This window comes from Pseudomonas sp. UBA6753 (genome assembly GCF_002453565.1).
In the GTDB taxonomy this organism is placed as follows: Bacteria; Pseudomonadota; Gammaproteobacteria; order Pseudomonadales; family Pseudomonadaceae; genus Aquipseudomonas; species Aquipseudomonas putida_Z.
Genome location: NZ_DKHD01000053.1, coordinates 94,114 through 120,569, shown reverse-complemented (window position 1 = coordinate 120,569; position 26,456 = coordinate 94,114). Strand labels below are relative to the sequence as shown.

Sequence of the window (26,456 nt, the reverse complement as noted above, 5' to 3'; positions counted from 1 at the left end):
CTAGCGCTGGATTTCGTCCAGCATGCGTTGCACGCCTTGTTGCCAAAGCGGCATCTTGAGATTGAACGTTTCTTCGAGTTTAGCCAATGCCAGCCGAGAATTTCGCGGGCGTGGCGCCGGCACCGGGTAAGCTTCGGTATTGATTGCGCCTACCTGCTCGGCTGAAACCCTCAAGGCAACGCCATTGTGGCTGGCATGCGCCAATACGAACTGGGCATACCCGTGCCAGCTGGTTTCGCCGGCTGCTGCAAGATGGTAGGTGCCTGCCAAAGGGCGCGCGTCCTGCGCGCTGAATATTCGGTGCAGGATATGGGCGGTAACATCGGCGATCAGGTCTGCGCCGGTGGGGGCACCAAACTGGTCTGCCACCACGTTGAGCGCATCGCGCTCCGCCGCCAGGCGCAGCATGGTCTTGGCAAAATTGTGGCCGCGCGCAGCATACACCCAGCTGGTACGCAGCACCACGGCAGAGGCACCGCTGGCCTGAATGGCCAGCTCACCATCGAGCTTGGTACGGCCATAGACAGACAACGGACCGGTGGGGGCACCCTCTTGCCACGGCGCCTGGCCACTGCCATCGAACACGTAGTCTGTAGAGTAGTGAATCAGCCATGCACCCAGCTTGGCGGCCTCACGTGCCAGAACGCCCGGCGCTTCGGCATTGATTCGGGCAGCCCGCTCTGGCTCGCTCTCGGCTTTGTCCACTGCCGTGTAGGCCGCAGCGTTGACGATCACATCCGGGGCTAGCGAGCGCACTGTAGCCGCCAGGCCTTCGAGGTCACTCAAATCACCACACAAGCTACCGTCGCCCTGGCGGTCAAGCGCAATCACCTCCCCCAATGGCGCAAGGGCACGCTGCAACTCCCAACCTACCTGCCCGTTCTTCCCCAACAGCAAGATTTTCAAACTTTCTCAGCCCCATATTGCTGTGCGACCCAGTCACGATAACTGCCGTCCATTACGCCTTTGACCCAGTCCTGGTTAGCCAGATACCAGGTAACCGTCTTGCGAATGCCGGTTTCGAAGGTTTCAGCAGGCTTCCAGCCAAGCTCGCGCTCGAGCTTGCGGGCATCGATTGCATAGCGGCGGTCATGGCCTGGGCGGTCGGTTACGAAGCTGATCTGGCTGGCATAAGGCTGGCCGTCAGCCCGCGGGCGAAGCTCATCGAGCAGCGCACATACACGGTGGACGATGTCGAGGTTGGGCATTTCGTTCCAGCCGCCGACGTTGTACACCTCACCCACCTGCCCTGCTTCCAGCACACGGCGGATGGCGCTGCAGTGGTCTTTGACGTATAGCCAGTCACGAATCTGCTGCCCATCGCCATACACCGGCAGCGGCTTGCCAGCCAAGGCATTGACGATCATCAGCGGGATCAGCTTTTCGGGGAAATGCAGCGGCCCGTAGTTGTTGGAGCAGTTGGTGGTGAGCACCGGCAGGCCATAGGTATGGTGATAGGAGCGCACCAAGTGGTCACTGGCCGCCTTGCTGGCCGAGTACGGGCTGTTTGGCTGGTATTGGTGGGTTTCGGTGAAGGCAGGTTCACCGGCTTTCAGCGAGCCATAAACCTCGTCGGTGGAAACATGCAGGAAGCGGAACACTGCCCGCTCTGCCTCATCCAGGCCCTGCCAGTAGCCCCGCACTGCTTCCAGCAACTGGAAGGTACCCACCACATTCGTTTCAACGAATGCCTGAGGGCCGTGAATGGAGCGGTCGACATGCGACTCGGCGGCGAAATTGAGCACGGCGCGCGGGCGGTGCTCGGCCAACAGCCGTTGTACCAACGGCCCATCGCCGATATCGCCATGCACAAAGACATGTTGCGGATTACCGTCCAGGCTAGCCAGGCTCCGCAGGTTGCCGGCGTAGGTCAGTTTGTCCAGGTTGACGATGGTTTCGCCTGACTGGCTTAACCAATCCAGCACGAAATTCGCACCGATGAAGCCGGCGCCGCCGGTTACCAGGATTGTCATAGGGTTGAACGCTTCTCGAATAAGTGTCGGGTAAAGGTAACTGGGCGCAATTCTAGACGGGAAAGCTGCGGCAGTGTTGCGGTAAGACGCCGTTCACGCTTTTGACTGTTGTTCTGTCATTGCTGGCGGGGCAAAATACGACCCCTTCTCAGGAAAAGCCATCCGGGCTCACAGGGATTGTCCATGCCTTCTATTTTTCCTTCGGTCGCTGTTGCGGCCTTGTTTGCTTCCGCGCCTGTCTGGGCACAGTCCACGCAGCTTGCCGACCGGGTTATGACGCCTAGCGCGTTCCTGGGGGTTGATCTGCAGGGGGACTTCATGACGGAGGTGCCGGAGTGTGTGGCGGGGGATCTACGCCCTAGTGAGCCTTGCCGGGTTGCGACCGAGAAAGCTGGGCGATTTGAGGTGCGGGGGTTGCCATATCTGCCTATTTCGCCGGGGTATAAGTTGTTTGCAACGGTGGATGGTGGGGCTGTTAGTCAGTTTGTTTTGACGGGCAATGCTAATAATTTGTATCTGGTTAAAGAGATGCTGACTGATAAGCTCGGGCAGCCTGCGACTAGCGGGACTCATTGGGTGAAGTTGAAGTCCGGGGCTTCTTATGAGGCTGAGGTTTATAAGTGGAATACTCAAGGGATAGCGGTCGATTTTGGAAGAGACCTAAGTGACCTGGGCCGTTACTCAGTTACTTTCTCTACATCTAGCTTTGATAATGAGATAGGCCAAAACCGAGCTATCCCAGTGATAGATGCCCCTAGCTTGTAGACCCTAACCTCAGCAACTCGGAATCGGCTGGTATGTTGTTGAACCCAAATCAGGAACAACCGCACCTCAAACAAGCTGCATAGTTTGATGGCTGACGCGACAACTACCTAGAAAAACGCTGCGGTTTTTTCTTTTGCCGCGAGGCTCCGTACGCATACCCAGGACCTGAGCGGCATTGTGTCGAAAGACCGCAAAGCGGCCTCCGCAGTATTTGCTGCGAAGATGAATGTGGGGGCGCTTCTCGCCTTTTTCGCGACACAAGGGCGCTCCAAGTGCCTGCGCAAGGCAGATGCATATGCGTGTGGCAACTCCACCACCTCAGGCCCTCTCCTGAAGAAATTTTGCCCGACCAAGCAAGGGCTAGGCTAACCCAACGATAACTCAAACTCATGCGGATGCACACGAGGTCGTGAGAGCGCTGCGGTGTTGCATCAGACCATCGCGTAGGTATCGCGGAAACAAACCTGCGCCCCCCTTTTTGCACCGTGAAGCACCGTTGAAGATGCAATGCTGCGATGTTTGAGACATCGACTTGTATGTGAAATATACCGGCTTCGGTAACAAGACCGGTGTAGTGCTAGGTCACACCGCTTCGACATGACCCGAAAGATAGATCCGGGCGTTACAAGTATTGCGACAGTCTATACCCTATACCGCGATGTGACGAACTTCGGAGACACCGAGGATAACGGAATGGCGGAAACCTGCATCGTCAAGGCTGCCTTATCGGTGAAATTTCCTGATGAACTCGAGAACGCTATCGGCGAACGTCGAGATGCCCTGTGGCAAGCCCATCCATCTGAGCAATGACACCAAGGCAGGGTACTAATGCTACAGAGAGCGCACCTTCCAGAAACATGTGCTTGCGAGTGCCACCGACGTCCCCCAACGGCAGCTATCACGACCGAAAAACCAGCGGTGTACAGTTGAGGTTGGTGAAGCAGCAACCAGGCTAGCACCGCGCCCCCAGGCTAGAATCCTTCTCGAGCATGCTTGGCATATCGGTCTTTTAGTATTGGCTCAAAATTGTGTGATGATGACTGGCCTGTTCGAGTGTATCTCAATGTCTTTAGAAATACATTTGTAACCCGCTCCCAAGCTTTTACTGTGGTGCTTTCCTACCCGTTCCCGATTAGTGGCTCTGACAAAAAAGCCCAGCTAAACAGCTGGGCATGAGGAGAACAAAGAAAAAGCGGGCAATTTCTACCCCGCCGAAACGGTATGGCGGGCGGTGTATCCACAGGCTCCACTGGAGCTATCGCAGTCTACAGCCATGAGTGCGCGGAATTACCCGCACCGCGATAGGTGATGCCAACAAATGGCTACTTGGGAAATCCATTGTCCCGCGCTCCGCTGAACGCTCTGCCGCCTACTTCCCTTTCTTATTGTGGCTAGTCACAAAGCCGGAGTTAACCAAGCCACCGATCTCCGCTAGTCGAGCCTAGGTCATGCGCTCGACCACCAGATACTGGAACGGCGTAAATGAACTGCTAAGTATGCAAAGCTTCGAAGGCGCCTTCCGTTACAACTTCGCTTTTCACCATTACGCCCTGGGCAAAACTTACCCGCCCGGTTGGGTAAGCGGTATGGCCCAAGGTACAGCACTAAGCGTACTGGCTCGGGCTTACCATTCCGACCAGCGCCCGGAACTGCTCGAAGCAGGTAACAAAGCACTGCACTTCCTCACTGTCCCTATCGAACATGGGGGTCCATTCACATCCATGGCTTACATATCCAAGCGCCGTTGTTGATAGAACCAATCAACGATTTCACCTTCTGGGGAATAGCCGCTTACCAGTTCTCTAAGCATCTGCCTAACCCGGTTAAAGTCTTCGTCTGCAAGAGCCCTAATCAATGAATCAAGACATTCTTTAAGCGCGTCCCACGAGACATAGTCTTCGTTAGCGGACATAATCATGGGATGCTGGGTAGGTGATACGTTATCACCGATCAACAACTCCTCATAGAGCTTCTCTCCGGGACGGAGCCCCGTAAACTCGATCGCCACATCACCGTGAGGGTTAATTTCAGACCTTACACTCAGACCTGACAAATGAATCATTTTTTCCGCCAAACTAGCAATTTTAACCGGCTCCCCCATGTCTAATACAAACACATCGCCGCCTTGCCCCATCGAACCAGCCTGAATAACCAATTGTGCCGCCTCAGGAATGGTCATGAAATAACGCGTAATCTTAGGATGGGTGACCGTCAGGGGCCCACCCATTTTGATTTGTTTATAAAACAATGGAATTACAGACCCTGAAGAACCCAAAACATTACCAAAGCGAACCATGGTAAAACGGGTTTTGTTAACGCTAGCTACGTTGGCTGAGTCGCCAAATAACACGGGCGCAACTTCCTTGCTCAATGCTTGGAGGACCATTTCCGCCAAGCGCTTTGTACTACCCATAACGTTTGTCGGTCGAACCGCTTTGTCTGTAGAAATCAGAACAAAATTAGAAACATTAGCTTGCAAGGCAGCTTGCGCCGTATTCAATGTACCAATGAGGTTATTGAGGACCCCTTCTGCAATATTATGCTCAACCATTGGTACATGCTTATATGCTGCCGCATGGTATACAGTATCGACATGCCACGTCGTCATAACATCAAATAAATGCTTCTGATTACGAATGGTTCCCAGAAAGGGCAATAAGCGTACGGGCAGTGACTTTCGAAGTATAGACTGCTCCAACTCACCGTGAATACTGTAGAGATTAAACTCACTGTGCTCAAAAAGCAGCAGTGCTTTGGGTTTCAACAACAGGATCTGCCGACACAGTTCAGAGCCTATTGAACCACCAGCTCCAGTTACCATCACAACCTTATCAGTGATGCAATGAGCCAAAAGATCTTTTTGCGCAGGGACGGCATCACGCCCTAAAAGATCAGCAATATCGACCTCTTGAATGTCGTCAACTTTCACCCTTCCGCTGGCCAAGTCCATGATCCCGGGAATACTTCTTACGTGAAGCGGAAAACCCTCTAATGCGCCGAGAATTTCCCTACGCCTAGCTCTAGTCGCAGAAGGTACAGCCAGAAGAACTTCTTCAGCACCAGTAACGTCGATCATTCTCTGAATGTCTTTGCCTCTGAAGACAGTAAGACCCGAGATTACTCTGTCCGCGACACCTTCATCATCATCAATAAAGGCCACCGGCCGCATGACCCGCCCCATGCGTAAGGCGGCCACCAACTGATTTCCCGCAGCACCCGCACCATACACCGCCACCTTTGGCAGTCCATTGTCGCGGTTAGCAAAAGGTACGTGCTGCGTTGTAGCGAACCAATCCCCCAAAAAATATTGGCGCATGATCAAACGCAGCCCACCAATCATTATCAGGCTTAACCACCAATAGTTAAAAATGATCGAGCGCGGGACGATATACTTATGATTGGCATACCAATATACAATTAGAGCGAGAGTCAACGAGGATAGGCTAACCGCTTTAATAATTGTAATAAGTGCATCATTGCCAAAGTAGCGCATGACAGCACGATACATGCCAAAGCGGATAAAAATGGGCACCGCCACCACTGGTGCAGCCACGAACAACCATGGATGACTGGTTAGCGGGTTGTTCATTTCGTCAATACCCAGGCGTACAGCAAAAGCCAACCACAGGGCCACGATTACCAACACTACATCGACCGCGACCTGCAATGCGCGCTTTTTTCGACGTGGCAGCGCAAGCATGCGCATTCTCATACTCTTCATCTTTTAATGAGCCCTCGCTCTCAAGAGGCTATCCAAGCCTTTTGTGATGGGATCGCACGATAGCGCGTCAATCACCAAAAAATTACCTTCCATATTGACAAGATGAGCCATACCTGTAATCAGCGTAGTTCCAAGTCACCGGCACGGTATTTTACCGCAAGACCGATTAAAGGTGCATATGCGATGAGCACGCCCAGAGGGCCTTCAACCCACCCCAGCGCCACCATGAGCGCGATGGGAGCAAGCCACCCAAGGTTTATGAGGAGAACCCCGACGGTTACCGGCAGATGCTTACCGTAAAGGCGAGAGGCGTACTGATATGCATGGCTGCGATGCGCTTCGTAAACCTTGTCGCCTCGAGCTAGCCGGCGTACCAGAGTATACGTCGCATCAACGACGAAAACCCCTAGGAGTATAAGCCAACACCAAAACATCACTGGCGAAGCCCAAGCTCCTTGAATGGAGAGAGCGCCCAAAGTGATTCCAAGAAAACCACTCCCAGCATCCCCCATAAAAATCTTCGCAGGAGGAAAATTCCAAAAAATAAACCCTGCTACCGAAAAAGCAAGCAACAATGGCAAAACAGCTAAACTATCAAATCCAGACAACCAATAGACCAGGGAAATAACCAAGGTCGCGGTAATAGCCTCAATGCTTGCAAGTCCATCAATACCATCCATGAAGTTGTAAAGATTGAGTAGCCATACCAAATAAAAAGTGGCAAATACAACGAGCACCGGTACAAGATCGAAACTATAGCCAAAAATATCTAAACTAGGAAACCCACCCATCCAGCAGAGTAGCCACGCTGCGCCCAGAAAATGGCCAAGCAGTCGCCATCGAGCAGCAATATGTCCGTGATCATCCATGAATCCGATGATCGCAATCAATAATCCTGCGCCGCCTATCCCGATTATCGTTTGCCAGGTCGCTAGGCCAAAAAATAGACAAAAAGGTAATCCAGCAAGAAACGCGATGACAATCGCAACTCCCCCACCCCGCGGAGTTGGAACAATGTGTGAACTCCGCGCATTCGGAATATCAATAATACTGCGAGCTATAGCATAGCGTCGCAAAAATCCAGTCAAGACAAGAGAAGCAACAAAAGCCGAGATCAAGAAAAAAATAATGCTCACTACCCTCGCCCCTTCAACTTATCACTATTGTTCTTAACAAAATCTTTCCCGGCAATAACCAAGGCCTGCTCTGGCTCTACCGGAGGCTTCCACCCAAGTAGCATCCTAGTCTTCCCGCTATCTAAGACTAAAGACTTGCACAATTGGCTGTACATGTTTTTTCGGCCAATCAAGGTCAAGCCAGCACTCAATATTACGCCAGGACATGCGAAAAGCCTCGGTGATTTTTCCATACCTTTGGCCAAGCATCGCACAATTTCGGGAGTAGACACATCAACTCCGTCAGAGACAACAAATTCTTCATTCGCAGCTGAAGGATGTGTAATGCAAAGACTTATGAAATCAACCAAATTCTCTCGAGCAATCATACTACGCAAATTGTGCACACTCGCAAAAGGAAGCGGTACACCTTTTGAAATAGCCGACATTAAACGATGAAAATTTCCCGGGGCATCTCCAGCATAAACCAAAGGAGGACGTATTATAACGAGCTCCATATCACTAGCCCCGACCAACTCCAAAAGTTTAAGTTCAGCATCCAGCTTAGTCACACCGTAAAGCTGCGAAGGAGCACAAGGACTGACTTCCGAAATAGCGTTGTCACTTGCAGTCTCGCCAGCATGAACACCTATCGAACTTAAAAATATAAAACGCCTGACTTTCTGCCTTATTGCAGCCTGCGCAAGATTAACTGAGACATCAACGTTTGCTCTCCTAAACGCCAACATGGGATTTTCAGAGGTCTCTTTTAAGACGTGAGCTCTGCCCGCCAAGTGAATAACCGTATCCACCCCGCTACAAAGCTGATCAAGTTCTCCCCCTTGCTCCAAATCACGACTCACGTAGTGAGTCAGATCCGGTAAATGAACCTGGCTGCGCCCGACACCTCGCACCATATAGCTATCGCCCGTCAATCGGGCGCATAAAGCGCGCCCAATGAAACCGGATGCACCTGTCACCAAAATCATCCCAGCCTCTCAGCGTTTGCGAGAATTTTTTTTGCGATAGCAGCGTATTCGAAATTGGCTGCTAAGTAGGCTTGACCTCTTTGCCCCATGGCGCGTAAGACATCTTGATCGCAGAGTGAGAGAGCACTGAATGCAACCGCCAACTCTTCAGGACGATCTGGCGCTACAGAAACTCCACAGTCGCCCTCAACCAACGGGTCATTAAATGCCCTATAAGCCCCCACAACGGGAACACCGAGAGCCATATAGTCATACAGTTTATTGAGACTTACCCCAAATCTATAGATAGGCAAATCATGCATAACAAAAAAACCAGCATCCACACACTTCAAGGCTTCAAAAATAACCGCCTTGTCGACCTGTTCATAAAAGCTCACAAAATCAAAAGATCGCTCAATGCAACGACGCTGCAACGCTTCTGCCTGCTCACCTTTACCAACAATTACAAAGCGCAATTTCCGAGCCTGAGGTTCTGGCAAATAATCAAGTGCATCTAAAAACTTATGCATCGCATTTGGTTCACCCAGCGCACCAGCATAGAAATATACAAAATCACCATTTTTCCGGAATATCTGAAGATCCGAAATAAGTGGATGAGTAATGACCTGCGAAGCAGCGCCCCCAAGGGAAAAACCATTTGGTGCGTATATAAATTTATCTACTGACAACCCGCGTGCTGCCATATGCTCCAAGGCTCCCGGCAGAAGCGATATCACCTTATCAGAGCATCTATAAGCCAAATATTCTATTTTGCTCAACATCCAGACTATAGGATGCCGCGGATTGATTCCCGCAATTTCCACAAGACTCAAAGGCCATAGATCCCTAACCTCAAAATAAATCTTTGACCGAAAAATCTTGGCAGCGACTAATGCACTTGGATAAGCGAAAGGATGCGCAGAAGAATATACTATGAGATCCGGACGCTCAGAGCGAGGAAGTCTAAGCAAGAACCACAGCAATGTTGCTGCAAACAACAACATTGCTAGTAGACGCTTAACCCCATTTCCAGAATATTTTATGGCTGGCAAAAAAACGTAGTCTACGCCACTATGTCGTGAGAGACCGGTTGGCATTGGCTCTCCATCCATAAGATGATGATAAGCCGGCAACACGACTTTAACGTCGTGCCCTTCATTTTTCCATTCACGAGATAAATGGAAAGCACGCCAGTATCGACCTACCCCTGGACCTCCCGCATAAGGGTTAACATACATGATTTTCATAACTATCTCATCCGACAGCCACTGGATACTTGCTCAGGTGTTGAGCAATTCTATTGGAAGCTTGCCCTCCCCCATAGAGATTGTCCGTATCGTTAACTAGACGACCATAATTTTTTCGAACGCCCTCAACAATTCTATCCGTATCAGCCCCCACAAGCATGTTGGCCCCACAAGATATCAGCTCAACCCATTCCGTCTGATCACGCATTGTGATGCAAGCTTTGCCAAAGAAGAAGGCCTCCTTCTGCACTCCACCGCTATCTGTAAGAACGATCCCGCAGTGCTGAAGTAGCCATATCATTTCCAGATAACCCACTGGATCAATAGCGTTAACCTTGAGCTCAATGCCCAGCTTTGCGATGACGCTCCTAGTACGGGGATGCAGTGGCAGCAACACTGGTGCAACAGTTGTATGAATATTGTTCAAAGCCTTAACTATTGAAGCTAGTCGCGCCGGGTCATCTGTATTTTCAGCACGATGCAATGTCGCGAGAATGAAACCTTCTTTCGACTCCACGTCACTAGGAGGGAGAGCGAGCTGGGAGAACAACAGAGCGCTGTCTTGCATGACATCGCCTACCTTTAGAATCTCAACAGGCTTGCTATCAAAACCCTCACGCCGAAGATTCTCAGTAGCGACTTGAGTAGGGCAGTATAAAATATCACTAACTTGATCCGTGACAATCCTATTAACTTCCTCCGGCATCAGCATATTAAAACTACGCAGTCCAGCTTCAATATGCGCAACAGGCACATGTAGTTTAGCGGCTGCTAAAGCGCCAGCAAGTGTAGAGTTAGTATCACCATACACGAGCAGTCGATCCGGCCCCTCTTTCTCAATCACCTTCTCAATCTCAATGAGCATACGTCCAGTCATTGAGCCATGCGAACCACCGCTAATACTAAGTTGATGATCCGGCCGAGGAATCCCCAACTGCTCGAAAAATACGTCGGACATGTTTGCATCAAAATGCTGCCCAGTGTGGACGATAACCTCATTCAAACTGGCGCATTGCCCGATTGCACGCGAAACAACACTAGCCTTAATAAACTGTGGTCGAGCACCAATGATAGTAAGTATCTTCATTTCGAAATCTCTATTGCGCTAAACGTTCGTATACGCCAAGGAGGGCCTTTTCCTCAATGGACCAGTTATATTTTTGCTGAACCGCAAGCTGACCACGACGCCCCATCGCTTCAGCATCCTCGGGATGCCCAATCAAATAATCGATAGCTTGCGCGATCTGCTTTGGATCCATGGGGTCCACACACAAACCACAACCATTGCCTTCAATGATATCGCGCCACAAAGGAAAATTTGATGCGATAACAGGTACGCCAGCGCTCATATATTCGAACATTTTATTGGGCTGGGCATCAATGTGGTTAGGCGCAGGTAAAAATGTAACGACCCCGCCAACTGATCGAGCCAAGGCATCACGGACACCTTCGCGATCTACAAAACCGAGTTCATCAACCTTTGACCACCCATCATGAGACTTCGCTTCATTCTCTACCGTCTTTTCAGAGAATCGCCCACCTAACTGCAGGCGTGCATCACTGCTTGTGTGAGACATTGCAGTGACAACCTGCAAAATGCCACGGATAGAAGCTATTCCACCAATGTAGCTTACTTCTTCTTTCTTCTTTGCCCAGTCAATCTCGCCACAGGCGAGCTCTCCTACCATTGGATAGTTATTGACAGTGAAACTAGCAGGATTGATAGCCCTAAATTTTTCAGTAATGAATGGAGTCGCGGTCACGATAGCATCGAAGCGCCTACAGACAATTTTCTCGAATAAACGAAAAATATTCGAAAGCAGAACTTTCGAAACCGCATTTAAATACGGCTTCCCCATAAGCTGCTTCGGCAAATCTTCATGAGCGTCAAAGATAACTTTTTTCCCGCGCCACTTCAGCCTCAGCCCAATTGGCAGAAGTTCGGGATCATGGAGGTGGTACACCTCTGCATCGACGGTTAAAGCTTTATCGAAAACCCTTTGGGTTGTACTCAACATCCGATTTAGCCTGCCTAAAGAGACACCGACATCATAGATATTGACCAGGTCGCAAGTCTCGTCACCCTTTCCGTCGGCGACAATCAAATGAACGTCGTGCCCTGCCAGAGCAAGGCTGCGACATTCCTTCAAAAATATTCGAGTGTCATACCTAGGATGAGCTGAGGTCAGGTGAGCGATCTTCATAGGAAACCTTTCAGGACATTAAATTTTTGACGCATGGTACTTTTGTAGGCGAAGGTTTTTTGCGTGACAGATACATAATCACAATCGCGACAGCGAAACCGTGCGTAAGCATAACTGTAAACAAATCTGAGGAAATCAGGAGGCTTCGCAAGGGAACAATGGAAATAGCAATCGCCACCCAGACAGGCATGCGTTCACTAGAGAGATCATTCACCAGTCTGAGTAGGAGCCCCACAAGCGCAGCATAAAAAATTACGCCAAAGAGACCAGCATGTGCAAAACCACTTGAGATGAAGCCATTGTTAGCTCCCATTTCAGGCTTACCTAAATAATCCCCAATCACGTAGGGTATGGCTACACTTCCATAGGGATAGGCCTGCAAGGATGAAAGAATTGAGTTAGACCAGTATACATGCGCATGGCTAGAAAAATACTCAAAATATACAAAACAGAGATCCGCCGGAACATAAAATACACGACGTGACAAAAGAGAGGTTAGCCAAAGGTCATCAAGAAATATATAGCTCGCCATCGTTAGCAACATAATCCCTACACACGCCATAGGCAGAATAACCAAGGAATCAGAGCGACGAAGATAAAACCAGACACTAACGACCAGCAAGGGAAGAAATAAAATTGACTTATGAGAGGCCACAGAAAAGAAATAGACCTGAACTCCAAGCAGCAGTATCACGAAAAAAAATCTTCGCGCGTAAAGAGCAAAACAAATGAGGTATACGCTAAACACCTGAAACGTCCAATTATTTGTGTATGCGAGAACACCTTGCGCCGTGAGTTCTGCATTGAGCTCACGATATTCATAGACTTCAGAAAAATCTAAATTTGACTTAGCACCGGAAATCTTAAACCAAACCACCAAACCCACAACAAATGCCAAGGACACCATCACCGCTAGAGGTCTGCCTCCCAGAACTACTGGAAGCCCTTTGAAATTCAATAAATTTTGCCTTGATACGAAATAGGATATAAAAAGAGCTCCGAGCGAAGCCGCCACAGGGAATAATGGGCGAGCTGAATCCAGCCCATACAGGGATGTCAAAGGTGCGATTAAACAAAGGATAGCAGTGACAAAAAAATATTGACTGACACTCTTCACCCTATCGGACAGCATAAACAAAGAAATCACATATACAAGCCAAGAAACCATATAATTAAATGGATCAACATCCAAAACAAACCCCTCAGATGCAAAATCCTTCACAATAACTATCGAATATGATGTATCCAGCAGCACACGAAACAAAACTACGAATGATAAAAAAATCAACTTATGCAAACTAATGCTCAGCGATACGGACCGCATGACCCCTCCGGCATCCATCACACCTGACTTACGAAGATTTATCTCAAAGCCAGCTCAAAAAATCTTATACATTAGTCCATAAACATTTGGTGCCAACGATAAAAATTCACCCAACGCCAAACCTGAGACGAATGCCTTTTAGTTCCTGCAACGATAGAGTCAAACTCGGTGAGTAGCCGTGCTGACGAAAGAAAAGGAAGTTTAAGATCTTCCCGAAGCCACACTCTGAGCTTATCAGCATTTTGCACAAGGAAATCACGCTCAGGCGTCTCGAAGCCGACTTTGTCTCGCCTGTTTAGAATGTCGTCGGGCACGATACCACGCATAGCCGCCCTGAAAACGTGCTTCGTTTCCCCTTTATCAGAAATCAAATAATGTTCTGGCAATGCGAGAAGGAACTGAGAAAGCTCTGTTGTTAAAAAGGGTACTCTGCTTTCAATCGAGAAACGCATAGAATTCCGATCGCCGTGACGAAGCAAATGCTGAAGGCCGCGCCGATGCAATGATGCCGCAAGCTCTGCAGTCAACCGACGCCCTCGCAAGTCAATTGGGCAATGGCGGCGTGAGTTCTCACAATTAACCTGAGCATCTCGCAAACTTCCCTCATGCATCCATGCTGGCACGTTGGTTCTACCATCCAATCTACGAAGAACATCATTAACCGCTCCCGTAGTAAGCTGACCTAAAGTAGATCCCACCCCCCACTTCACACTGCGCCCAGGCCATTTAGACCAATTATTTAGGAAGCGAACTGCACGAGAATATTGGCCACTCTCAATAAGACTACGTATTCTTTGACCCGGATAACCAAGGTAACCTGCCAACATTTCATCCGCACCTTGCCCATCTAGAGTCACAGTAATCCCGCGCTCTTTTGCAAGTTGATAGACTCGATATTGTGCATAAATACTAGTACTACCAAAAGGTTCCCCTTGAACACGGATCATATCATCCAGATCACGAATTAATTCAGATGGAGATACAACTACCTTGTTGGCATGAGCCCTGACATACTCATTGACTTGGTCCGCCCAGTGTTCTTCAGACAAAGAACTTCCCTTAGCAATATAACTAAAGGTATGGATAGGCATGTCTGGTTCTACATACCTCATCGCGCAGACCACTGCAGAGGAATCAAGCCCCCCCGACAGGGCCGCACCTAGAGGCACATCACTTCGAAGGTGTAGGCGAATGCTGCTCAGAAAGCGTTCACGTAGTTCATCGGCGGCATCCGCAAAGCTCAGATCCGTACGCTCTTCCAATAGAGGGGAGTACCAGGCCTCTGGCGTAGTCAACTCCTCTGTAGCAATGCTGTAACGGATGATGTTACCGGGAGGAAGGTGGAAGACGTCTTTAAAGAATGTCTGCTCATTGCTATCGTAGTCGCCGTGAGCCAGATAATCATATGCCCGCTGCCAGTTAAGCCCTACCTTACTCTTCTTCAGCGCCTTGATTGCCGGCACCTCTGAAGCAAAAATAAAGCTTCCATGCTCATGCGTATAAAAGAATGGCTTAATACCGAAAGCATCTCGAACACAGGAAATAGTCCCTCGTTCATGATCAAACAGCACAAATGCAAACATCCCGACAAACCGCGGCAAACTTTCCTCTTTCCAGTGCTGCCAAGCGGTCAGCAACACTTCGGTATCTGAGTCGGATCTAAACTCGTAACCGAGAGCACTTAACTCAACTCGTAACTCTCTGTAATTATAGATTTCACCATTAAAAACCACAGAGTATTTGCGATCATGCGAATACATCGGCTGATGCCCTGCACTCGACAAGTCAATGATTGACAGCCTAGTATGACCGAGAACAAGGCAATTGCCGTTGATCGAAGTAATTTCGTACCCTGAATCGTTCGGACCACGATGCCGGATGGTAAGCAGTGCGGACTTGACCCGATCCTCGAGCGAATTATCTACCTGTTTCCATACACCGCCTAATATTCCGCACATATCGCTTATCCAAACCTGTGTCTTTTCGCGCCAAAGATAATAAAGCCTAGGTATAGGCTATACAGGGCAACTTCATGCAGGGTGAACGCTAGCAAAAACGTTTCCATTCCTGCATTTCTGAAAATATAAAGTGTCGAGGTGATCGTCACGAAGTAGATCATCTGCCACAACGTACCTATCTTGATGTTGTGGTCCATCGCCAAAACGGTACTCAACGGGCTCACCGCAAACCGTATGGCCACCGCAAAAATAAGCACGGTGGCGTACTCGCCCGCCTTTCGCCAGGTCTCACCGAATACGAGGGCAAAGAGATCTGGACCAACCACCCATACAAACGCCACCAAAGGCACCATCAAACCTAGCAAGCCGAAAAAGAGCTTGAGGACAAAGGGTGCCAGTCGGTCGGGATTCTCTCGCTGCAGCACCACGAAGCGCTGAAACAGCACTTGTGAGAACGAGGTTGCGATCAAGCTCATAGGCAAGTTCAGTGCTCTGAATGTGAGACTGAATATGCCAACGATGTGGGTATCGTAGAACTTGCTGAGCATGAGGACTGGCATCTGAACCGCCGCATTGTCCAGCAAAGCCCCGAAAGTCGAATACTTAGGGAATTTGCTGTAACGTCGGGCGTTTTCGAGCATCGTTGCAAGGCTGACTCGTGAAAGCACTGCTCGATCTTCGCGCCATGTCCTAGTCAGAAACACCATCAGGCCGCCGACCTGCCCAACAAGGTAGCCAAGCACAAGACCACCAGCCGACAATCCGCCCAGTAGAAACTGGGCAAGAGTCATGCCTCCACCCTGCGTAACCCGGCTGACAGCCAGGCGCTTGAATTTCTTGGACCGGTTGTTCCAATAGTTCAATGCCTGCCACATGCCCGTCACGAAAACCGTTATCGGCAACAGGTAAAGCCATGGCCCAATTGCCTTGTTGTTGAGCAGTACCTGGATGTCGTCGTTGAACATGGAGACAACCATCAGAAGCACAAGACTGATAGCGCTCGCTATACAAACCGACAACGTAACTAGGCTGGCTGCGTCCTCGTCTCGCTCGGGCAACATCACTGCAACTTCATACCTGGCCGTGATGATGACTGAAATCATCCCCGCCAAGGACATATATAGCGCCAAAACGCCGAAATCTTCCGGCGTGTACAAGCGCGTCAACAAAGGCATTGCCGCGATCGGAATCGCCTGCGCAAGCGTAGTGCCGGTCATCAGCGTCAACACATTACGCAGGAAATCATTCTTGCCGTTCTTCACGGCACGCAATGCTTTCAGCACGCTTTTAGCGCCGCGACAATGGCTTCCTGGTCCGCCAGGGTCAGATACGGATGCATCGGCAGGCTCATCACCTGGCCAGCAATCTCGTCACCGACCGGCAACTGAGCGGCAGCGTCAGCCACTGCGGGTTGCTTGTTCAGCGGAATCGGGTAGTGCACGGCTGTAGGTACACCGGCCTCCTTCAGCCTAGCCTGTACAGCATCCCTGTTCTGGACACGGACGGTGTACTGCGCATATGCACAGATATTGTGCGGTTCGATAAATGGGGTCGTTTCAATGCCCGCCTCGGCGAGAAGACGATCATAGTTATCGGCCACCTGTTGGCGCAGGGCTATCTCCTCCTCGAAAATCTCGAGCTTGGGCAGCAGGATTGCCGCTTGCAAGGTGTCCAGCCGGCTATTCACACCGACGCGAATATGGTGGTAACGACGATCCTGACCATGGCGCGCGATTTGACGCAGCACGGTTGCAAGCTGGTCGTCATTCGTGAAAATGGCACCGCCATCGCCATAGCAACCCAGTGGCTTGCTTGGGAAGAAGCTGGTGCAAGATATCGTAGAGAGGTTGCAGGAGCGCTTCCCTTTATAGGACGCGCCAAAGCTTTGCGCTGCGTCCTCGATAACCGGGATACCGTACTTGGCAGCAATAGCATTGATTGCATCGAAATCAGCACATTGACCATACAGGGATACCGGGATGATCGCCTTGGTACGGGGAGTGATCGCTGCCTCGAGCAATGCAGGGTCGAGGTTGTAGGTACGTGGGTCAACATCCACATACACGGGCCTCGCCCCCAGCAATGCTACTGTTTCAGCAGTTGCGATATAGGTGAAACCGGGGGTGATGACCTCATCGCCCGGGCCGATATTCAGCGCCATCTGAGCAATTTGCAGAGCATCGGTACCATTTGCGCAAGTGATGCAGTATTTCGCACCGACAAACTCAGCCAGGCGCTTTTCCAGCTCCGCCACTTCCGGGCCGAGGATGTACTGCCCATGGTCCAGTACGCGCTGGATGCCCGCGTCGATCTTGTCTTTGATGCGCGCTTGCTGGCTTTTTAAGTCAATGAATTCAATCATGTTCAAACATCCACCTTGTTCAGGGTCCCTTCGCTCAAAACGTAACGTGCGCCAGTATGCGAGCAAACGGCCTCGCCCTTCTCATCCAGCCCAAGTTGCTCACCAAACTCGCTCATCCAGCCGATTTGCCGGGCCGGGACGCCAACCATAAGGGCGTACGCTGGCACATCCTTGTTAATCACTGCGCCAGCACCGACGAAGGCATACTCGCCAATGGTAACCCCGCAGACGATGGTGCAGTTGGCCCCCAGTGTCGCGCCTTTCTTGACCAGAGTGTCGCGGTACTGGTCCTTTCGCTCGATCAACGAACGGGGATTGTAGACGTTGGTGAATACCATGCTCGGGCCACAGAACACGCCTTCTTCCAAGGTCACGTTGTCATATACCGACACGTTGTTCTGGACCTTGCAACGGTCGCCGATCACGACCTTGTTGCCAACGAAAACGTTCTGCCCCAAGGAAACGCCCTCACCAATACGGGCACCGGCACACACATGAACAAAGTGCCAGACCCGGGAGCCGTTACCGATCTGCGCGCCCTCATCGACGATGGCACTCGGATGCTGAGAGTAATTCATGTTTGAGACTCACACTTGATTGAGGTTGATCGAACGCATGCCGCATCGCTGCTGACGCGTGTTGTCAGTGTCGACGAGCACCGAACCATTGGGATGGTGCCAATGCGGATAGTTGAGTTGGCGTTCATGATCGGGACGATGAAAAAAACGCTACTGGAGAAAGCCATGAATTGAGACAAGGACTCTCGGTGGCCATGCTTTCTGAATTGCGATCCCGCCAAGAAGAACCGGCCACGGGTAACGCTTAGGCGCTACCCGTTTGTTGTCCCGTCAGCGCGAAAGCGCCAGTACAAACGGGTGGCCTTCATTATCCGCCGCCGCAACAACCGGGGCGCTACGAATGGTGTTCACGGTTTCAACACAGTGACGCGCATCCTCGATACCGTAACCACGGCCAGCAAGGATCTCTTCATAGCTGGTGGTGTGCAGATCGGTGAAGCCTTCGGAGAACTCCATTTCCTCACCATTGACGGTGATCGAACGGTAGGTTGGCTTCTTGCCCTTCACCGACTCTGGCAGGTCATTGGCATCAACCGACAGGAACCAGCGTACACGTGCTTTCTCGTACTCCAGGTAACCGGCGGCCTTGTGCTCGGAGGTGAAGTGCACAACGTTGCGCTGCAGCTTGCCGAAGATGAAGTGCAGCATGTCGTAGAAGTGCACACCGATGTTGGTGGCCACACCAAACGACTTGCGTGGGTCACCCTTCCAGCTTTGCAGGTACCATTTGCCGCGCGAGGTGATGTAGGTCAGATCGACTTCATACTTGTGCGGGTTGTTTTCGCGGGCAACCTTGTCCTTCAGGGCAAGGATTGCCTGGTGATGGCGCAGTTGCAGGATGTTGTACAGGCGCTTGCCGGTTTCCTGCTCGACCAGGGCCAACTCGTCCAGTTGCTGCGGGGTCGGGACCAGCGGCTTTTCGCAGATTACGTCACAACCCAGGCGCAGGCCTGCGGCAATGTGCGGGTGGTGCAGGTAGTTGGGCGAGCAGATCGCAACGTAGTCCAGGGCAGTAGCCGGGTTACGCTTCAAGCCATGGGCGTGGTCGAGGAAGAACTCGAACTCGGTGAAGAACTCGCTCTGCGGCGAGATACTGTCGATGATACCTACCGAGTCATTGATGTCGTACGCAGAGACCAGGCGGTTGCCGGTGTCCTTGATGGCGCGCATGTGGCGAGGGGCGATATAGCCTGCAGCACCGATGAGAGCAAAGTTTTTCATGAGGCTTCCTTTGAAGACGAATGAATCCGCCTGCCCTTGAGGGCCAGGCGGATCAATTTGCTGGCGACGCCGATCAGGCCTTGATGACGTGCGCGGTCGGCGTGCGGTACTTGCCGCGGCTGTCGACAATCAGCTTGGCCTTGGCTTCGATCAGGGCATAGTCGAACTTGTCGTGATCGGTGGCCAGTACCACAGCGTCGAAGCTTGCCAGGTTCTCAGCGGTGAGCGGCTCGCTGCTCAGCTCGAAGTGGTGCTCGCGCATCTTCGGGAACACCGGCACGTGCGGGTCGCTGTAGGCAACCACGCCACCCTTGGCTTCGATCAGCTCCATGATTTCGACGGATGGCGACTCGCGCATGTCGTCAACGTTCTTCTTGTAAGCGATACCCAGAACCAGCACACGGCTGCCCTTGAGTGCCTTGCCGGCATCGTTCAGGCCATCCATCAGCTTGCCCAGCACGTACTCAGGCATGGCCTGGTTGACTTCACCGGAAAGCTCGATGAAACGGGTGTGCAGGCCGTACTCACGCGCCTTCCAGGTCAGGTAGAAGGGGTCGATCGGAATGCAGTGGCCGCCCAGGCCCGGGCCAGGGTAGTAAGGAGTGAAGCCGAAAGGCTTGGTCGCCGCGGCATCGACCACTTCGAAAATGTCGATACCCATGCGGTCAGCGACAATTTTCATTTCGTTGACCAGGCCGATGTTCACCGCACGGTGAATGTTCTCCAGCAACTTGGTCATTTCAGCAGCTTTGGTGGAGCTTACTGGTACGACCTGATCGATAGCCTGCTCGTACAGGGCGATACCCACTTCCAGGCAATTTGGGGTGTGACCACCAATGACCTTGGGAATGGTGCGGGTTTCGAAGTTCGGGTTGCCCGGGTCTTCACGCTCTGGCGAATAGACCAGGTAGATGTTCTCGCCAACTACCAGGCCGCCTTCCTGCACACGTGGCAGCAGTTCTTCTTCGGTGGTACCTGGGTAGGTGGTGCTTTCCAGCGAAACCACCTGGCCTGCACGCAGGTAAGGCTTGATGGCGTCGGTGGTGTTGATCACGAAGCTCATGTCGGGCTCGCGATATTTGTTCAGCGGGGTGGGCACGCACAGGATCAGTGCATCGCACTCGCTGGCACGCTTGAAGTCGACGGTAGCCTCAAAGCCGGTTTCACGTGCCTTGCTGATATTGGCAGCCGGGATGTGTTCAATGTAGCTCTGGCCGGCATTGAGTTTATCGACTTTCGATTGATCGATATCAATACCCAGCACATTAAAACCAATGGCGTTATAACGCAGCATCAGCGGCAACCCGACATAACCGAGGCCCACGATACCAATCAAGGCCTGCCGGCTTTTGAACTTCTCTACCACCGCATTCATATCTGTCATGCTTCCCAACTCACCTTGAATTTACCTGCCCGTTTCCACGGCTGAACAACGGGTTATTGAACCTTCTTCGATTCATTCGTCAGTCGAGTGAATCCATTCGGCGACAGCGCGCATTACACACGCTGTCGAGCAAAAAACGCCCACTTACATTTGCCCGGGGAGCGACCCGGTGGCTGCCACCAATGAGATGCGTCACAATGATATGCGGTTAGGCTTCGCCAATCCATCGGAGTTTTCCTGAGACATGTAACCGCCAAAGTGCCACCAAAACAACATCATACAATTGAGGGCTCAAGCTTGCGCATCACCCAGCCTGGCGTGGTTCTGCCCTGTCAATTCGTCGGGTATGACGCGATGTGCCGAACCCTCGATTTCAAGAACTCGTTGTTGCCTCGCATGGTCCTTGAAAGCACCTCGCAGCACTGCAGCGACTGTTCCGAGCAACAGGCCGCCGATAAATGCAATTAGCACGATGAGTGCTTTGCGCGGCTTCAAAGGCTTGTTGGAGAGCACCGCACGCTGATCAATATTCACCAGATGCAGCCCCTCCAGCTGGGTATCGATGGCTTGCAGGCGCGCACGCTCCACGCGAAGCCCTTCGATCCCCTCCAAAAACGCAGCCTCGCTCGCCCGGGCCTTGATTGCCTGGACTTTGCGATTGGTCGAAAGCAGGATGAGCTCTTTGCGGATCTGGCCGATTCTAGGCTCAACGAAGTCATCTGAAGTACGCTTGCGCAATGCAGCACGTTCAGCTTCAAGCACTTCGGTGCCCATAAAGTACAGCGGCACCGGCCTACCGTTTACTTCGGTACGAATGATATTGCCATTTGCCGCGCTTTCATCAGCCATCAGCGAAGGTGTCGAAGGTTTTTTCAACCCGAGGCTTCGCGCAACACTGATAGCCTCATCAAGCTCGGCCAAGCGCGCCTCACGGCGCAATTTCAACTGAACGCGCAAAGCCTTGAGCTCATCATTGAGTTGCGCACGTTTGATCGCATCTGCCTCTTCGAGACGGGCGATACTGCTTTCATTCCCCGCCTCATATTCCGACACTGCAGAATTCAGCTTCTTGTCCACCTCTGCCAAGCGGTTTGCCAAAATAATCTGCATATCCTTGGATAGCTGGCTGCGCTCACGCTCAATGGCATAGTCGACAAAATCGTTGAGGATGGCCGCACCATTTACGCCTTTTTCATAGCGCATTTTCAATCCGATAAAATCGCTCAACAGATCGTTTTTTTTCGGGTCAGCCAAGACTACGCTGAGCGCATCGCGGTTGAAGTCCTCAAATGCCTGCTCGACACTTTGCCCTTCATCCTGAAAAGCATCGATGAGGTCTGGCCTGGAGCGAAAGAAGTCCAGCCTAGCGTTATAAGAGTCCAGCGTCGCACCGACTCTCTTGAGTGCTGCCTCTGGCGGCAAAGAATAGATTTTTGTCCGATTCAAGGCGTCCAGCTGGTTGAGGGCGACCGGCCTTAAACTCGTGGACGCCTCATATACAGGCGTAATGTTGTAGGCGACTGCGGCACCGACAAGCGCACAGACGCCCCCAACAGCAACAATTAGCAAACGCCTACGCCAGATTGTGCGCAGAACGTTGAAAAGATCGATTTCGCCTGAAGCGGCCATGGAGGGGGAACGCACAACGCTATTCACATTACTTCCCTGTCTATAACGGGGGTTAACCAAGACAGGCAGGGCAGATCAGCGTGTCGTGCTCGCTCTTCCAGCTTTCCATGTCATCGGCGACGAAAGGCTATTGTTGCACCTTCCGCAAGCGACAACAACGCTTGAGGATGCTTTGCGATCAGGGAAGTTCCCTTCCGTTCGTCGCTTTGCGCCTACACCATATGTCCCGCCCCAGGGCAACCAACACACCAAGCCCTACCCCTACCAACGCCGATAGCAACATGATGATGGCTTTTCGCGGCTTGATCGGTTTGTCAGGCTGGGAAACGGCGCCATCCTGCTGGTACATCGCAACGAGGGATGGGTCGACCTTCAACGTGCGCAAGAAGCTCAGCTTTTCCTGCTTTTCACGCAAATTCCGGATGAACGGGTCGTCCGATGAGCGCGCTTCCAGGTTGGCGATTTCTGCCTCCAGCGCCTTGGTACCGCGCATGTAGGTAAGAGCCCCATTCATACCGGCAGACACTTCCTTGGACAGCGTCTCGGAAATGATCGGCGGCTTTTCCAGGCCAATCGACCGCGCTACGCGCAACGCCTCCTTGAGTTGGGCAATCTGGTCCACACGCTGATTGCTGGCAGTGGCTCGCGCAGCCTTGATTTGCTGATCAAGGTTGTCAGCCATGATCGATATATCACTGCGGGTACCGCTCAACAACTCGTTCTTTGCTCGCTCCGCAGCCAACTCGGCGTAATTCGACACCCAGGTCGCCGCAAGGCGCGGGTCTTCCAGGTTCGCCGTCAGCACATAACGATCTGGCATGTCTTTGCTAGCCACGGCCACTTTCAACATGCCGTTGAACTGAGCATACAAGGCATCACGTGAACCGCCCCGCTCTTCTTCGGTCAGCATGGGCAGGAAGGCGCTGCGAAAGAATTTGTCTCGTACTGCTTCAGACTGAAGGGACTTGAGGTAGATGCTGTACACATCCTTGGCACTCAGTGGCGCCAGGCCCGTTCCCTCACCACGACCGTAGTTCAGCTGGGCAATCTCGCTCTGGGAAGGGGGCTGAATATAGAGCTTCGCCTCATATACCGGCGAAACCAGCATCACATAAGCCAACCCCAAAGCAATCACCGGTACCGCAACCAGCCCTACCCAGATCTTCTGGCGCCAAACACCCTGCACAAGCTCAATCAGGTCAATCTCGTCACTACCACTCAGGCGCTCGCGTTCATTGCGCATTTAGTCTTTTTTTCCTTGGGTCTGTCTGATTGCATCATCTTGGGGCACGCTTCCGACCTAAGCGACTCAATACCCCTCGAATCAAGCGTAGCGGCTATTTGCCACTCTTTCCGCCACACTTCTAACATTACTTCCAAGCAGTAGTAGAAAGACCCGCCTCGCAAAAGTTCCTCACTTTCTGACAGACATCAACCTTCCCGCCAGAAGGTCATTTCGCGACTGTGACACACACCTCATTCCCTGACCGTGCGAGCCTTTCGCGCAGCGCAGCCGCAAGCGCCTGCTTCGCCCTTTGCTCGCCATGCACCAACACTATCCGCCGGGCATTACAGCCGTGCGCGAACGCCACCAGCTGCGCCTGATCCGCATGCCCCGAGTAGCCACCCAGTGTCATCACCTTCGCCCGGATCTCATACATCTGCCCATCCAGATCAATCTGCACAAACCCTTCTGCCCCTTCACTCGCCTGTATCACCGCGCCCGGCGTACCCTTGGCCTGGTAACCGACAAACATCACCTCATGTCGCGGATCCCCCAGCATGGCCTTCAGGTAACTGACGATGCGCCCACCCGAGCACATGCCATTGCCGGCAATCACGATCGCCGGCCGCCCGGTGCTCTTCAGGTAATTGACCACCTGCTGGTGGCGGGCGTGGGTGTCCACGCTGATCAGCTGACTGAAACCCAACGGATCGCGCCCTTCGGCAAGGCGCGCTTGGGCTTCGGCATTCCAGTAGTCGTGCAGCTCCCGGTATACACCGGTAATGCGCTGGGCCAGGGGCGAGTCGAGGATGATGGGCAATTGCGACCAGTCGAGCGGGTCGCCATCGGGGGCCGGGCCGGCCTTGTTCAGCAAGGCCTTGCGATGAAGAATGCTTTCGAGTTCGTACAGCAACTCCTGGGTACGGCCGAGGCTGAACGCTGGAATGAGCAGCGTGCCCTGGTCAGCCAGGGCGCGGTCGATGGCCGCTTCCAGTCGCTGCTGACGGTCGCCTGCAGGCGGGTGCAGGCGGTCGCCGTAGGTGCTTTCCAGTACCAGTACATCGGCCCGTTCCGGCGGTTGCACTGGGCGCAGCAAGGGGTTGCCGCAGGCGCCGAGGTCACCGGAGAAAACGTAGCGGGTGCTGGCTTGCGCGGACTGCACATCGCATTCGACATAGGCCGAACCCAGCAGATGCCCGGCGCGTTGCAGGCGAATGCGACAGGTGAGCCCTGGTTGCTCGACCAGGGTGTGCCACTGCTCGAAAGGCAGGGGCACGATCAGGTCGCGAATGAACTCCAGGTACCTTGCCACTTGGGCGGGCTCGCTGCTGATGCTCAGCTTGTAGGCGTCTTCCAGCACCAGTGGCAGCAGCCGGGCGGACGGCTCGCTGCACAGGATGGGGCCACGGTAGCCGGCAGCCAGCAGTGCCGGGATGCAGCCAACGTGGTCGAGATGCACATGGGTGATGACCAGGGCCTGGATGCCCTGCACGCCGAAACCGAGTGGTGCCGATGCTGCGCCTGGCGCGGCCTCGGCGCCCTGCTCCAGGCCGCAGTCGATCAGCAGACTGGTGGACGGGTCGAGGTGCAGTTGATGGCAGGAACCGGTGACGCCGCGGGTGCCACCATGATGGGAAAGGACGGGATATTCCATGCTGCGCACACTCGCCAGGGCCGAAAATGAAGTGCGTTATTACTCCATGACGGCCGGCGCAGGCATAGGTGACACTTTCCCAAACGGATGTAGGAAATGCCCTTAGTTACCGCTCAATGCTGCCTGGCGGGCAGAAGCCTTGATCTTGCGCTTGCTGCGCTGCACGCCGTAGGCACCCAACAGCGGACCGACTGCCAGGCCAATGACCAGGGCGGCCAGAACCAGCACAGCGACCGGCATGGCCGGGGCAGCCCAACCGAACAGGACCAACGAGACGGTTTGCTGGTTCTCCAGCACGAAGAACAGCACCACAGCCGCCAACAGCAGCACGAACACCGCCGCCAGGGCGCGCTTGAGGTTACGCATCAGATTGCTCCTTGTGGAATCAGGTGTGGGCCTCATGCTCTTCTTCATTGACCCGGTCGCGCAACTCTTTGCCGGGCTTGAAGTGCGGCACGAACTTGCCTTCGAGGCTGACCGACTGGCCGGTCTTCGGGTTACGGCCTACGCGAGGGGCGCGATAGTGCAGCGAGAAGCTGCCAAAACCGCGGATCTCGATGCGATCGCCAGTGGCAAGGCATTGTGACATCTGCTCAAGCATGGTCTTGATGGCCAGCTCCACGTCCTTGGACGAGAGCAGCCCCTGATGGGTGACAATACGTTCGATCAGCTCCGACTTCGTCATATTTTTCCCTTCGTTATCAAGCAGCTAGATCATTGCTTAACCAGTTTGTAGCACGCTGGGAGGGATTTGAACAGGGTAGTTCTTGACTTAATAAAAAAATTCAAGATTGAAGTTTTACAGGAATGGTCTAGCTGGCGGCGCCTGGCAGGCCCGGCCTCATCGCCGGCAAGCCAGCTCCCACAGGGATCGTGCAGGCTTTTGGAAATCGGGCTTGGGTCGCCAGCCCTGCAGAGATGCTGCCTGCTTCGAAGCCAGGTACCGGCCTGTTGAGAGCAGACTTTTCGCGACACAGGGCCGCTTCACAAGGGGATCGTGCAAGTACTGGGAAAATGGGCCAGACCACTGCCCCCCCGCATGGACATCACCTGCCTTGAGGCCAGCACAGCCCATGTGGGAGCGGGCGCGCCCGCGAACACCGGCGTAGCCGGTGCCATCCATCGCGT

Annotated in this window: 22 protein-coding genes; 2 read left to right on the top strand and 20 right to left on the bottom strand. The window is 52.7% G+C overall.

Going from position 1 to position 26,456, the window contains the following annotated elements; genetic code table 11:
- Entirely contained in the window at positions 1 to 906 is a 906-nt protein-coding gene (gene rfbD / locus B2790_RS19990; protein ID WP_286919589.1) for a dTDP-4-dehydrorhamnose reductase, read from the bottom strand.
- Positions 903 to 1,973 (bottom strand): dTDP-glucose 4,6-dehydratase, encoded by a 1,071-nt coding sequence (gene rfbB, locus B2790_RS19985; protein WP_286919588.1) that lies wholly within the window; start codon positions 1,971 to 1,973, stop codon positions 903 to 905. Before rfbB ends, rfbD begins: the two co-directional genes overlap by 4 nt.
- Positions 1,974 to 3,335: 1,362 nt before the next feature.
- Here rfbB and B2790_RS19980 point away from each other — a divergent pair.
- Complete coding sequence (locus B2790_RS19980) at positions 3,336 to 3,548, top strand: hypothetical protein (RefSeq protein WP_286919587.1); 213 nt, start codon at positions 3,336 to 3,338, stop codon at positions 3,546 to 3,548.
- Positions 3,549 to 4,186: 638 nt separating this feature from the next.
- Positions 4,187 to 4,489, top strand: coding sequence for a D-glucuronyl C5-epimerase family protein (locus tag B2790_RS25085; RefSeq protein WP_414708601.1), 303 nt, complete (start codon positions 4,187 to 4,189; stop codon positions 4,487 to 4,489).
- Here the strand turns inward: B2790_RS25085 and B2790_RS19975 are convergent.
- The 18 genes from B2790_RS19975 to ihfB form a co-directional block, all read right to left on the bottom strand.
- Positions 4,465 to 6,450 carry a polysaccharide biosynthesis protein gene (locus tag B2790_RS19975; RefSeq protein WP_414708600.1) on the bottom strand — a complete coding sequence of 662 codons (1,986 nt, stop codon included), beginning with the start codon at positions 6,448 to 6,450 and terminating at the stop codon, positions 4,465 to 4,467. The genes B2790_RS25085 and B2790_RS19975 overlap by 25 nt on opposite strands.
- 128 nt (positions 6,451 to 6,578) lie before the next feature.
- Positions 6,579 to 7,595 (bottom strand): MraY family glycosyltransferase, encoded by a 1,017-nt coding sequence (locus B2790_RS19970; protein ID WP_286919585.1) that lies wholly within the window; start codon positions 7,593 to 7,595, stop codon positions 6,579 to 6,581.
- Positions 7,595 to 8,563 carry an NAD-dependent epimerase/dehydratase family protein gene (locus tag B2790_RS19965; protein ID WP_286919584.1) on the bottom strand — a complete coding sequence of 323 codons (969 nt, stop codon included), beginning with the start codon at positions 8,561 to 8,563 and terminating at the stop codon, positions 7,595 to 7,597. The genes B2790_RS19970 and B2790_RS19965 overlap by 1 nt, the downstream gene beginning before the upstream one ends.
- The gene (locus tag B2790_RS19960; RefSeq protein WP_286919583.1) at positions 8,560 to 9,789 is read right to left on the bottom strand and encodes a glycosyltransferase family 4 protein; all 1,230 of its coding nucleotides are present in this window, start codon (positions 9,787 to 9,789) and stop codon (positions 8,560 to 8,562) included. Before B2790_RS19960 ends, B2790_RS19965 begins: the two co-directional genes overlap by 4 nt.
- A 7-nt stretch (positions 9,790 to 9,796) precedes the next feature.
- Positions 9,797 to 10,876 (bottom strand): non-hydrolyzing UDP-N-acetylglucosamine 2-epimerase, encoded by a 1,080-nt coding sequence (gene wecB, locus B2790_RS19955; protein WP_286919582.1) that lies wholly within the window; start codon positions 10,874 to 10,876, stop codon positions 9,797 to 9,799.
- A gap of 10 nt (positions 10,877 to 10,886) precedes the next feature.
- Positions 10,887 to 11,993, bottom strand: a complete 1,107-nt coding sequence (locus B2790_RS19950) for a glycosyltransferase family 4 protein (protein WP_286919581.1) — start codon at positions 11,991 to 11,993, stop codon at positions 10,887 to 10,889.
- 10 nt (positions 11,994 to 12,003) lie between these two features.
- Entirely contained in the window at positions 12,004 to 13,317 is a 1,314-nt protein-coding gene (locus tag B2790_RS19945; RefSeq protein WP_286919580.1) for a hypothetical protein, read from the bottom strand.
- 71 nt (positions 13,318 to 13,388) lie between these two features.
- Positions 13,389 to 15,275: an asparagine synthase (glutamine-hydrolyzing) gene (gene asnB / locus B2790_RS19940; protein ID WP_286919579.1), complete on the bottom strand. Its 1,887-nt coding sequence runs from the start codon at positions 15,273 to 15,275 to the stop codon at positions 13,389 to 13,391.
- Positions 15,276 to 15,280: 5 nt separating this feature from the next.
- Positions 15,281 to 16,558, bottom strand: a complete 1,278-nt coding sequence (locus B2790_RS19935; RefSeq protein WP_286919578.1) for a lipopolysaccharide biosynthesis protein — start codon at positions 16,556 to 16,558, stop codon at positions 15,281 to 15,283.
- A complete protein-coding gene (locus B2790_RS19930; RefSeq protein ID WP_286919577.1) occupies positions 16,552 to 17,637 on the bottom strand; it encodes a DegT/DnrJ/EryC1/StrS family aminotransferase in 1,086 nt (361 codons plus the stop codon). The genes B2790_RS19935 and B2790_RS19930 overlap by 7 nt, the downstream gene beginning before the upstream one ends.
- Before the next feature lie 2 nt (positions 17,638 to 17,639).
- Positions 17,640 to 18,215: a UDP-2-acetamido-3-amino-2,3-dideoxy-D-glucuronate N-acetyltransferase gene (gene wbpD, locus B2790_RS19925; protein ID WP_286919576.1), complete on the bottom strand. Its 576-nt coding sequence runs from the start codon at positions 18,213 to 18,215 to the stop codon at positions 17,640 to 17,642.
- Between the two features lie 270 nt (positions 18,216 to 18,485).
- The gene (gene wbpB, locus B2790_RS19920; RefSeq protein WP_003260857.1) at positions 18,486 to 19,436 is read right to left on the bottom strand and encodes a UDP-N-acetyl-2-amino-2-deoxy-D-glucuronate oxidase; all 951 of its coding nucleotides are present in this window, start codon (positions 19,434 to 19,436) and stop codon (positions 18,486 to 18,488) included.
- 73 nt (positions 19,437 to 19,509) lie between these two features.
- A complete protein-coding gene (wbpA, locus tag B2790_RS19915) occupies positions 19,510 to 20,820 on the bottom strand; it encodes a UDP-N-acetyl-D-glucosamine 6-dehydrogenase (protein ID WP_286919575.1) in 1,311 nt (436 codons plus the stop codon).
- A 291-nt stretch (positions 20,821 to 21,111) separates the two neighbouring features.
- On the bottom strand, positions 21,112 to 22,476 hold the full coding sequence (locus B2790_RS19910) for a Wzz/FepE/Etk N-terminal domain-containing protein (RefSeq protein ID WP_286919574.1): 1,365 nt from the start codon (positions 22,474 to 22,476) through the stop codon (positions 21,112 to 21,114).
- Between the two features lie 151 nt (positions 22,477 to 22,627).
- The gene (locus B2790_RS19905) at positions 22,628 to 23,692 is read right to left on the bottom strand and encodes an LPS O-antigen chain length determinant protein WzzB (protein WP_286919573.1); all 1,065 of its coding nucleotides are present in this window, start codon (positions 23,690 to 23,692) and stop codon (positions 22,628 to 22,630) included.
- A 208-nt stretch (positions 23,693 to 23,900) separates the two neighbouring features.
- Positions 23,901 to 25,328, bottom strand: coding sequence for an MBL fold metallo-hydrolase RNA specificity domain-containing protein (locus tag B2790_RS19900; protein ID WP_286919572.1), 1,428 nt, complete (start codon positions 25,326 to 25,328; stop codon positions 23,901 to 23,903).
- Between the two features lie 102 nt (positions 25,329 to 25,430).
- Positions 25,431 to 25,694 carry a lipopolysaccharide assembly protein LapA domain-containing protein gene (locus tag B2790_RS19895; RefSeq protein WP_046615541.1) on the bottom strand — a complete coding sequence of 88 codons (264 nt, stop codon included), beginning with the start codon at positions 25,692 to 25,694 and terminating at the stop codon, positions 25,431 to 25,433.
- 19 nt (positions 25,695 to 25,713) lie between these two features.
- Positions 25,714 to 26,013 carry an integration host factor subunit beta gene (gene ihfB, locus B2790_RS19890; protein WP_013971456.1) on the bottom strand — a complete coding sequence of 100 codons (300 nt, stop codon included), beginning with the start codon at positions 26,011 to 26,013 and terminating at the stop codon, positions 25,714 to 25,716.
- Between the last annotated feature and the right edge of the window lie 443 nt (positions 26,014 to 26,456).

Bases quoted from the DNA above. Each gene is read 5' to 3' on its own strand.
- B2790_RS19945 (WP_286919580.1), bottom strand. From the start codon at position 13,317: ATGCGGTCCGTATCGCTGAGCATTAGTTTGCATAAGTTGATTTTTTTA.
- B2790_RS19900 (WP_286919572.1), bottom strand. From the start codon at position 25,328: ATGGAATATCCCGTCCTTTCCCATCATGGTGGCACCCGCGGCGTCACC.
- B2790_RS19895 (WP_046615541.1), bottom strand. From the start codon at position 25,694: ATGCGTAACCTCAAGCGCGCCCTGGCGGCGGTGTTCGTGCTGCTGTTG.
- B2790_RS19980 (WP_286919587.1), top strand. From the start codon at position 3,336: ATGACCCGAAAGATAGATCCGGGCGTTACAAGTATTGCGACAGTCTAT.
- B2790_RS19975 (WP_414708600.1), bottom strand. From the start codon at position 6,450: ATGAGAATGCGCATGCTTGCGCTGCCACGTCGAAAAAAGCGCGCATTG.
- asnB (WP_286919579.1), bottom strand. From the start codon at position 15,275: ATGTGCGGAATATTAGGCGGTGTATGGAAACAGGTAGATAATTCGCTC.
- rfbB (WP_286919588.1), bottom strand. From the start codon at position 1,973: ATGACAATCCTGGTAACCGGCGGCGCCGGCTTCATCGGTGCGAATTTC.
- wbpA (WP_286919575.1), bottom strand. From the start codon at position 20,820: ATGACAGATATGAATGCGGTGGTAGAGAAGTTCAAAAGCCGGCAGGCC.
- B2790_RS19930 (WP_286919577.1), bottom strand. From the start codon at position 17,637: ATGATTGAATTCATTGACTTAAAAAGCCAGCAAGCGCGCATCAAAGAC.
- wecB (WP_286919582.1), bottom strand. From the start codon at position 10,876: ATGAAGATACTTACTATCATTGGTGCTCGACCACAGTTTATTAAGGCT.
- wbpD (WP_286919576.1), bottom strand. From the start codon at position 18,215: ATGAATTACTCTCAGCATCCGAGTGCCATCGTCGATGAGGGCGCGCAG.
- B2790_RS19905 (WP_286919573.1), bottom strand. From the start codon at position 23,692: ATGCGCAATGAACGCGAGCGCCTGAGTGGTAGTGACGAGATTGACCTG.
- wbpB (WP_003260857.1), bottom strand. From the start codon at position 19,436: ATGAAAAACTTTGCTCTCATCGGTGCTGCAGGCTATATCGCCCCTCGC.
- B2790_RS19960 (WP_286919583.1), bottom strand. From the start codon at position 9,789: ATGAAAATCATGTATGTTAACCCTTATGCGGGAGGTCCAGGGGTAGGT.
- B2790_RS25085 (WP_414708601.1), top strand. From the start codon at position 4,187: ATGCGCTCGACCACCAGATACTGGAACGGCGTAAATGAACTGCTAAGT.
- B2790_RS19965 (WP_286919584.1), bottom strand. From the start codon at position 8,563: ATGATTTTGGTGACAGGTGCATCCGGTTTCATTGGGCGCGCTTTATGC.
- ihfB (WP_013971456.1), bottom strand. From the start codon at position 26,013: ATGACGAAGTCGGAGCTGATCGAACGTATTGTCACCCATCAGGGGCTG.
- B2790_RS19950 (WP_286919581.1), bottom strand. From the start codon at position 11,993: ATGAAGATCGCTCACCTGACCTCAGCTCATCCTAGGTATGACACTCGA.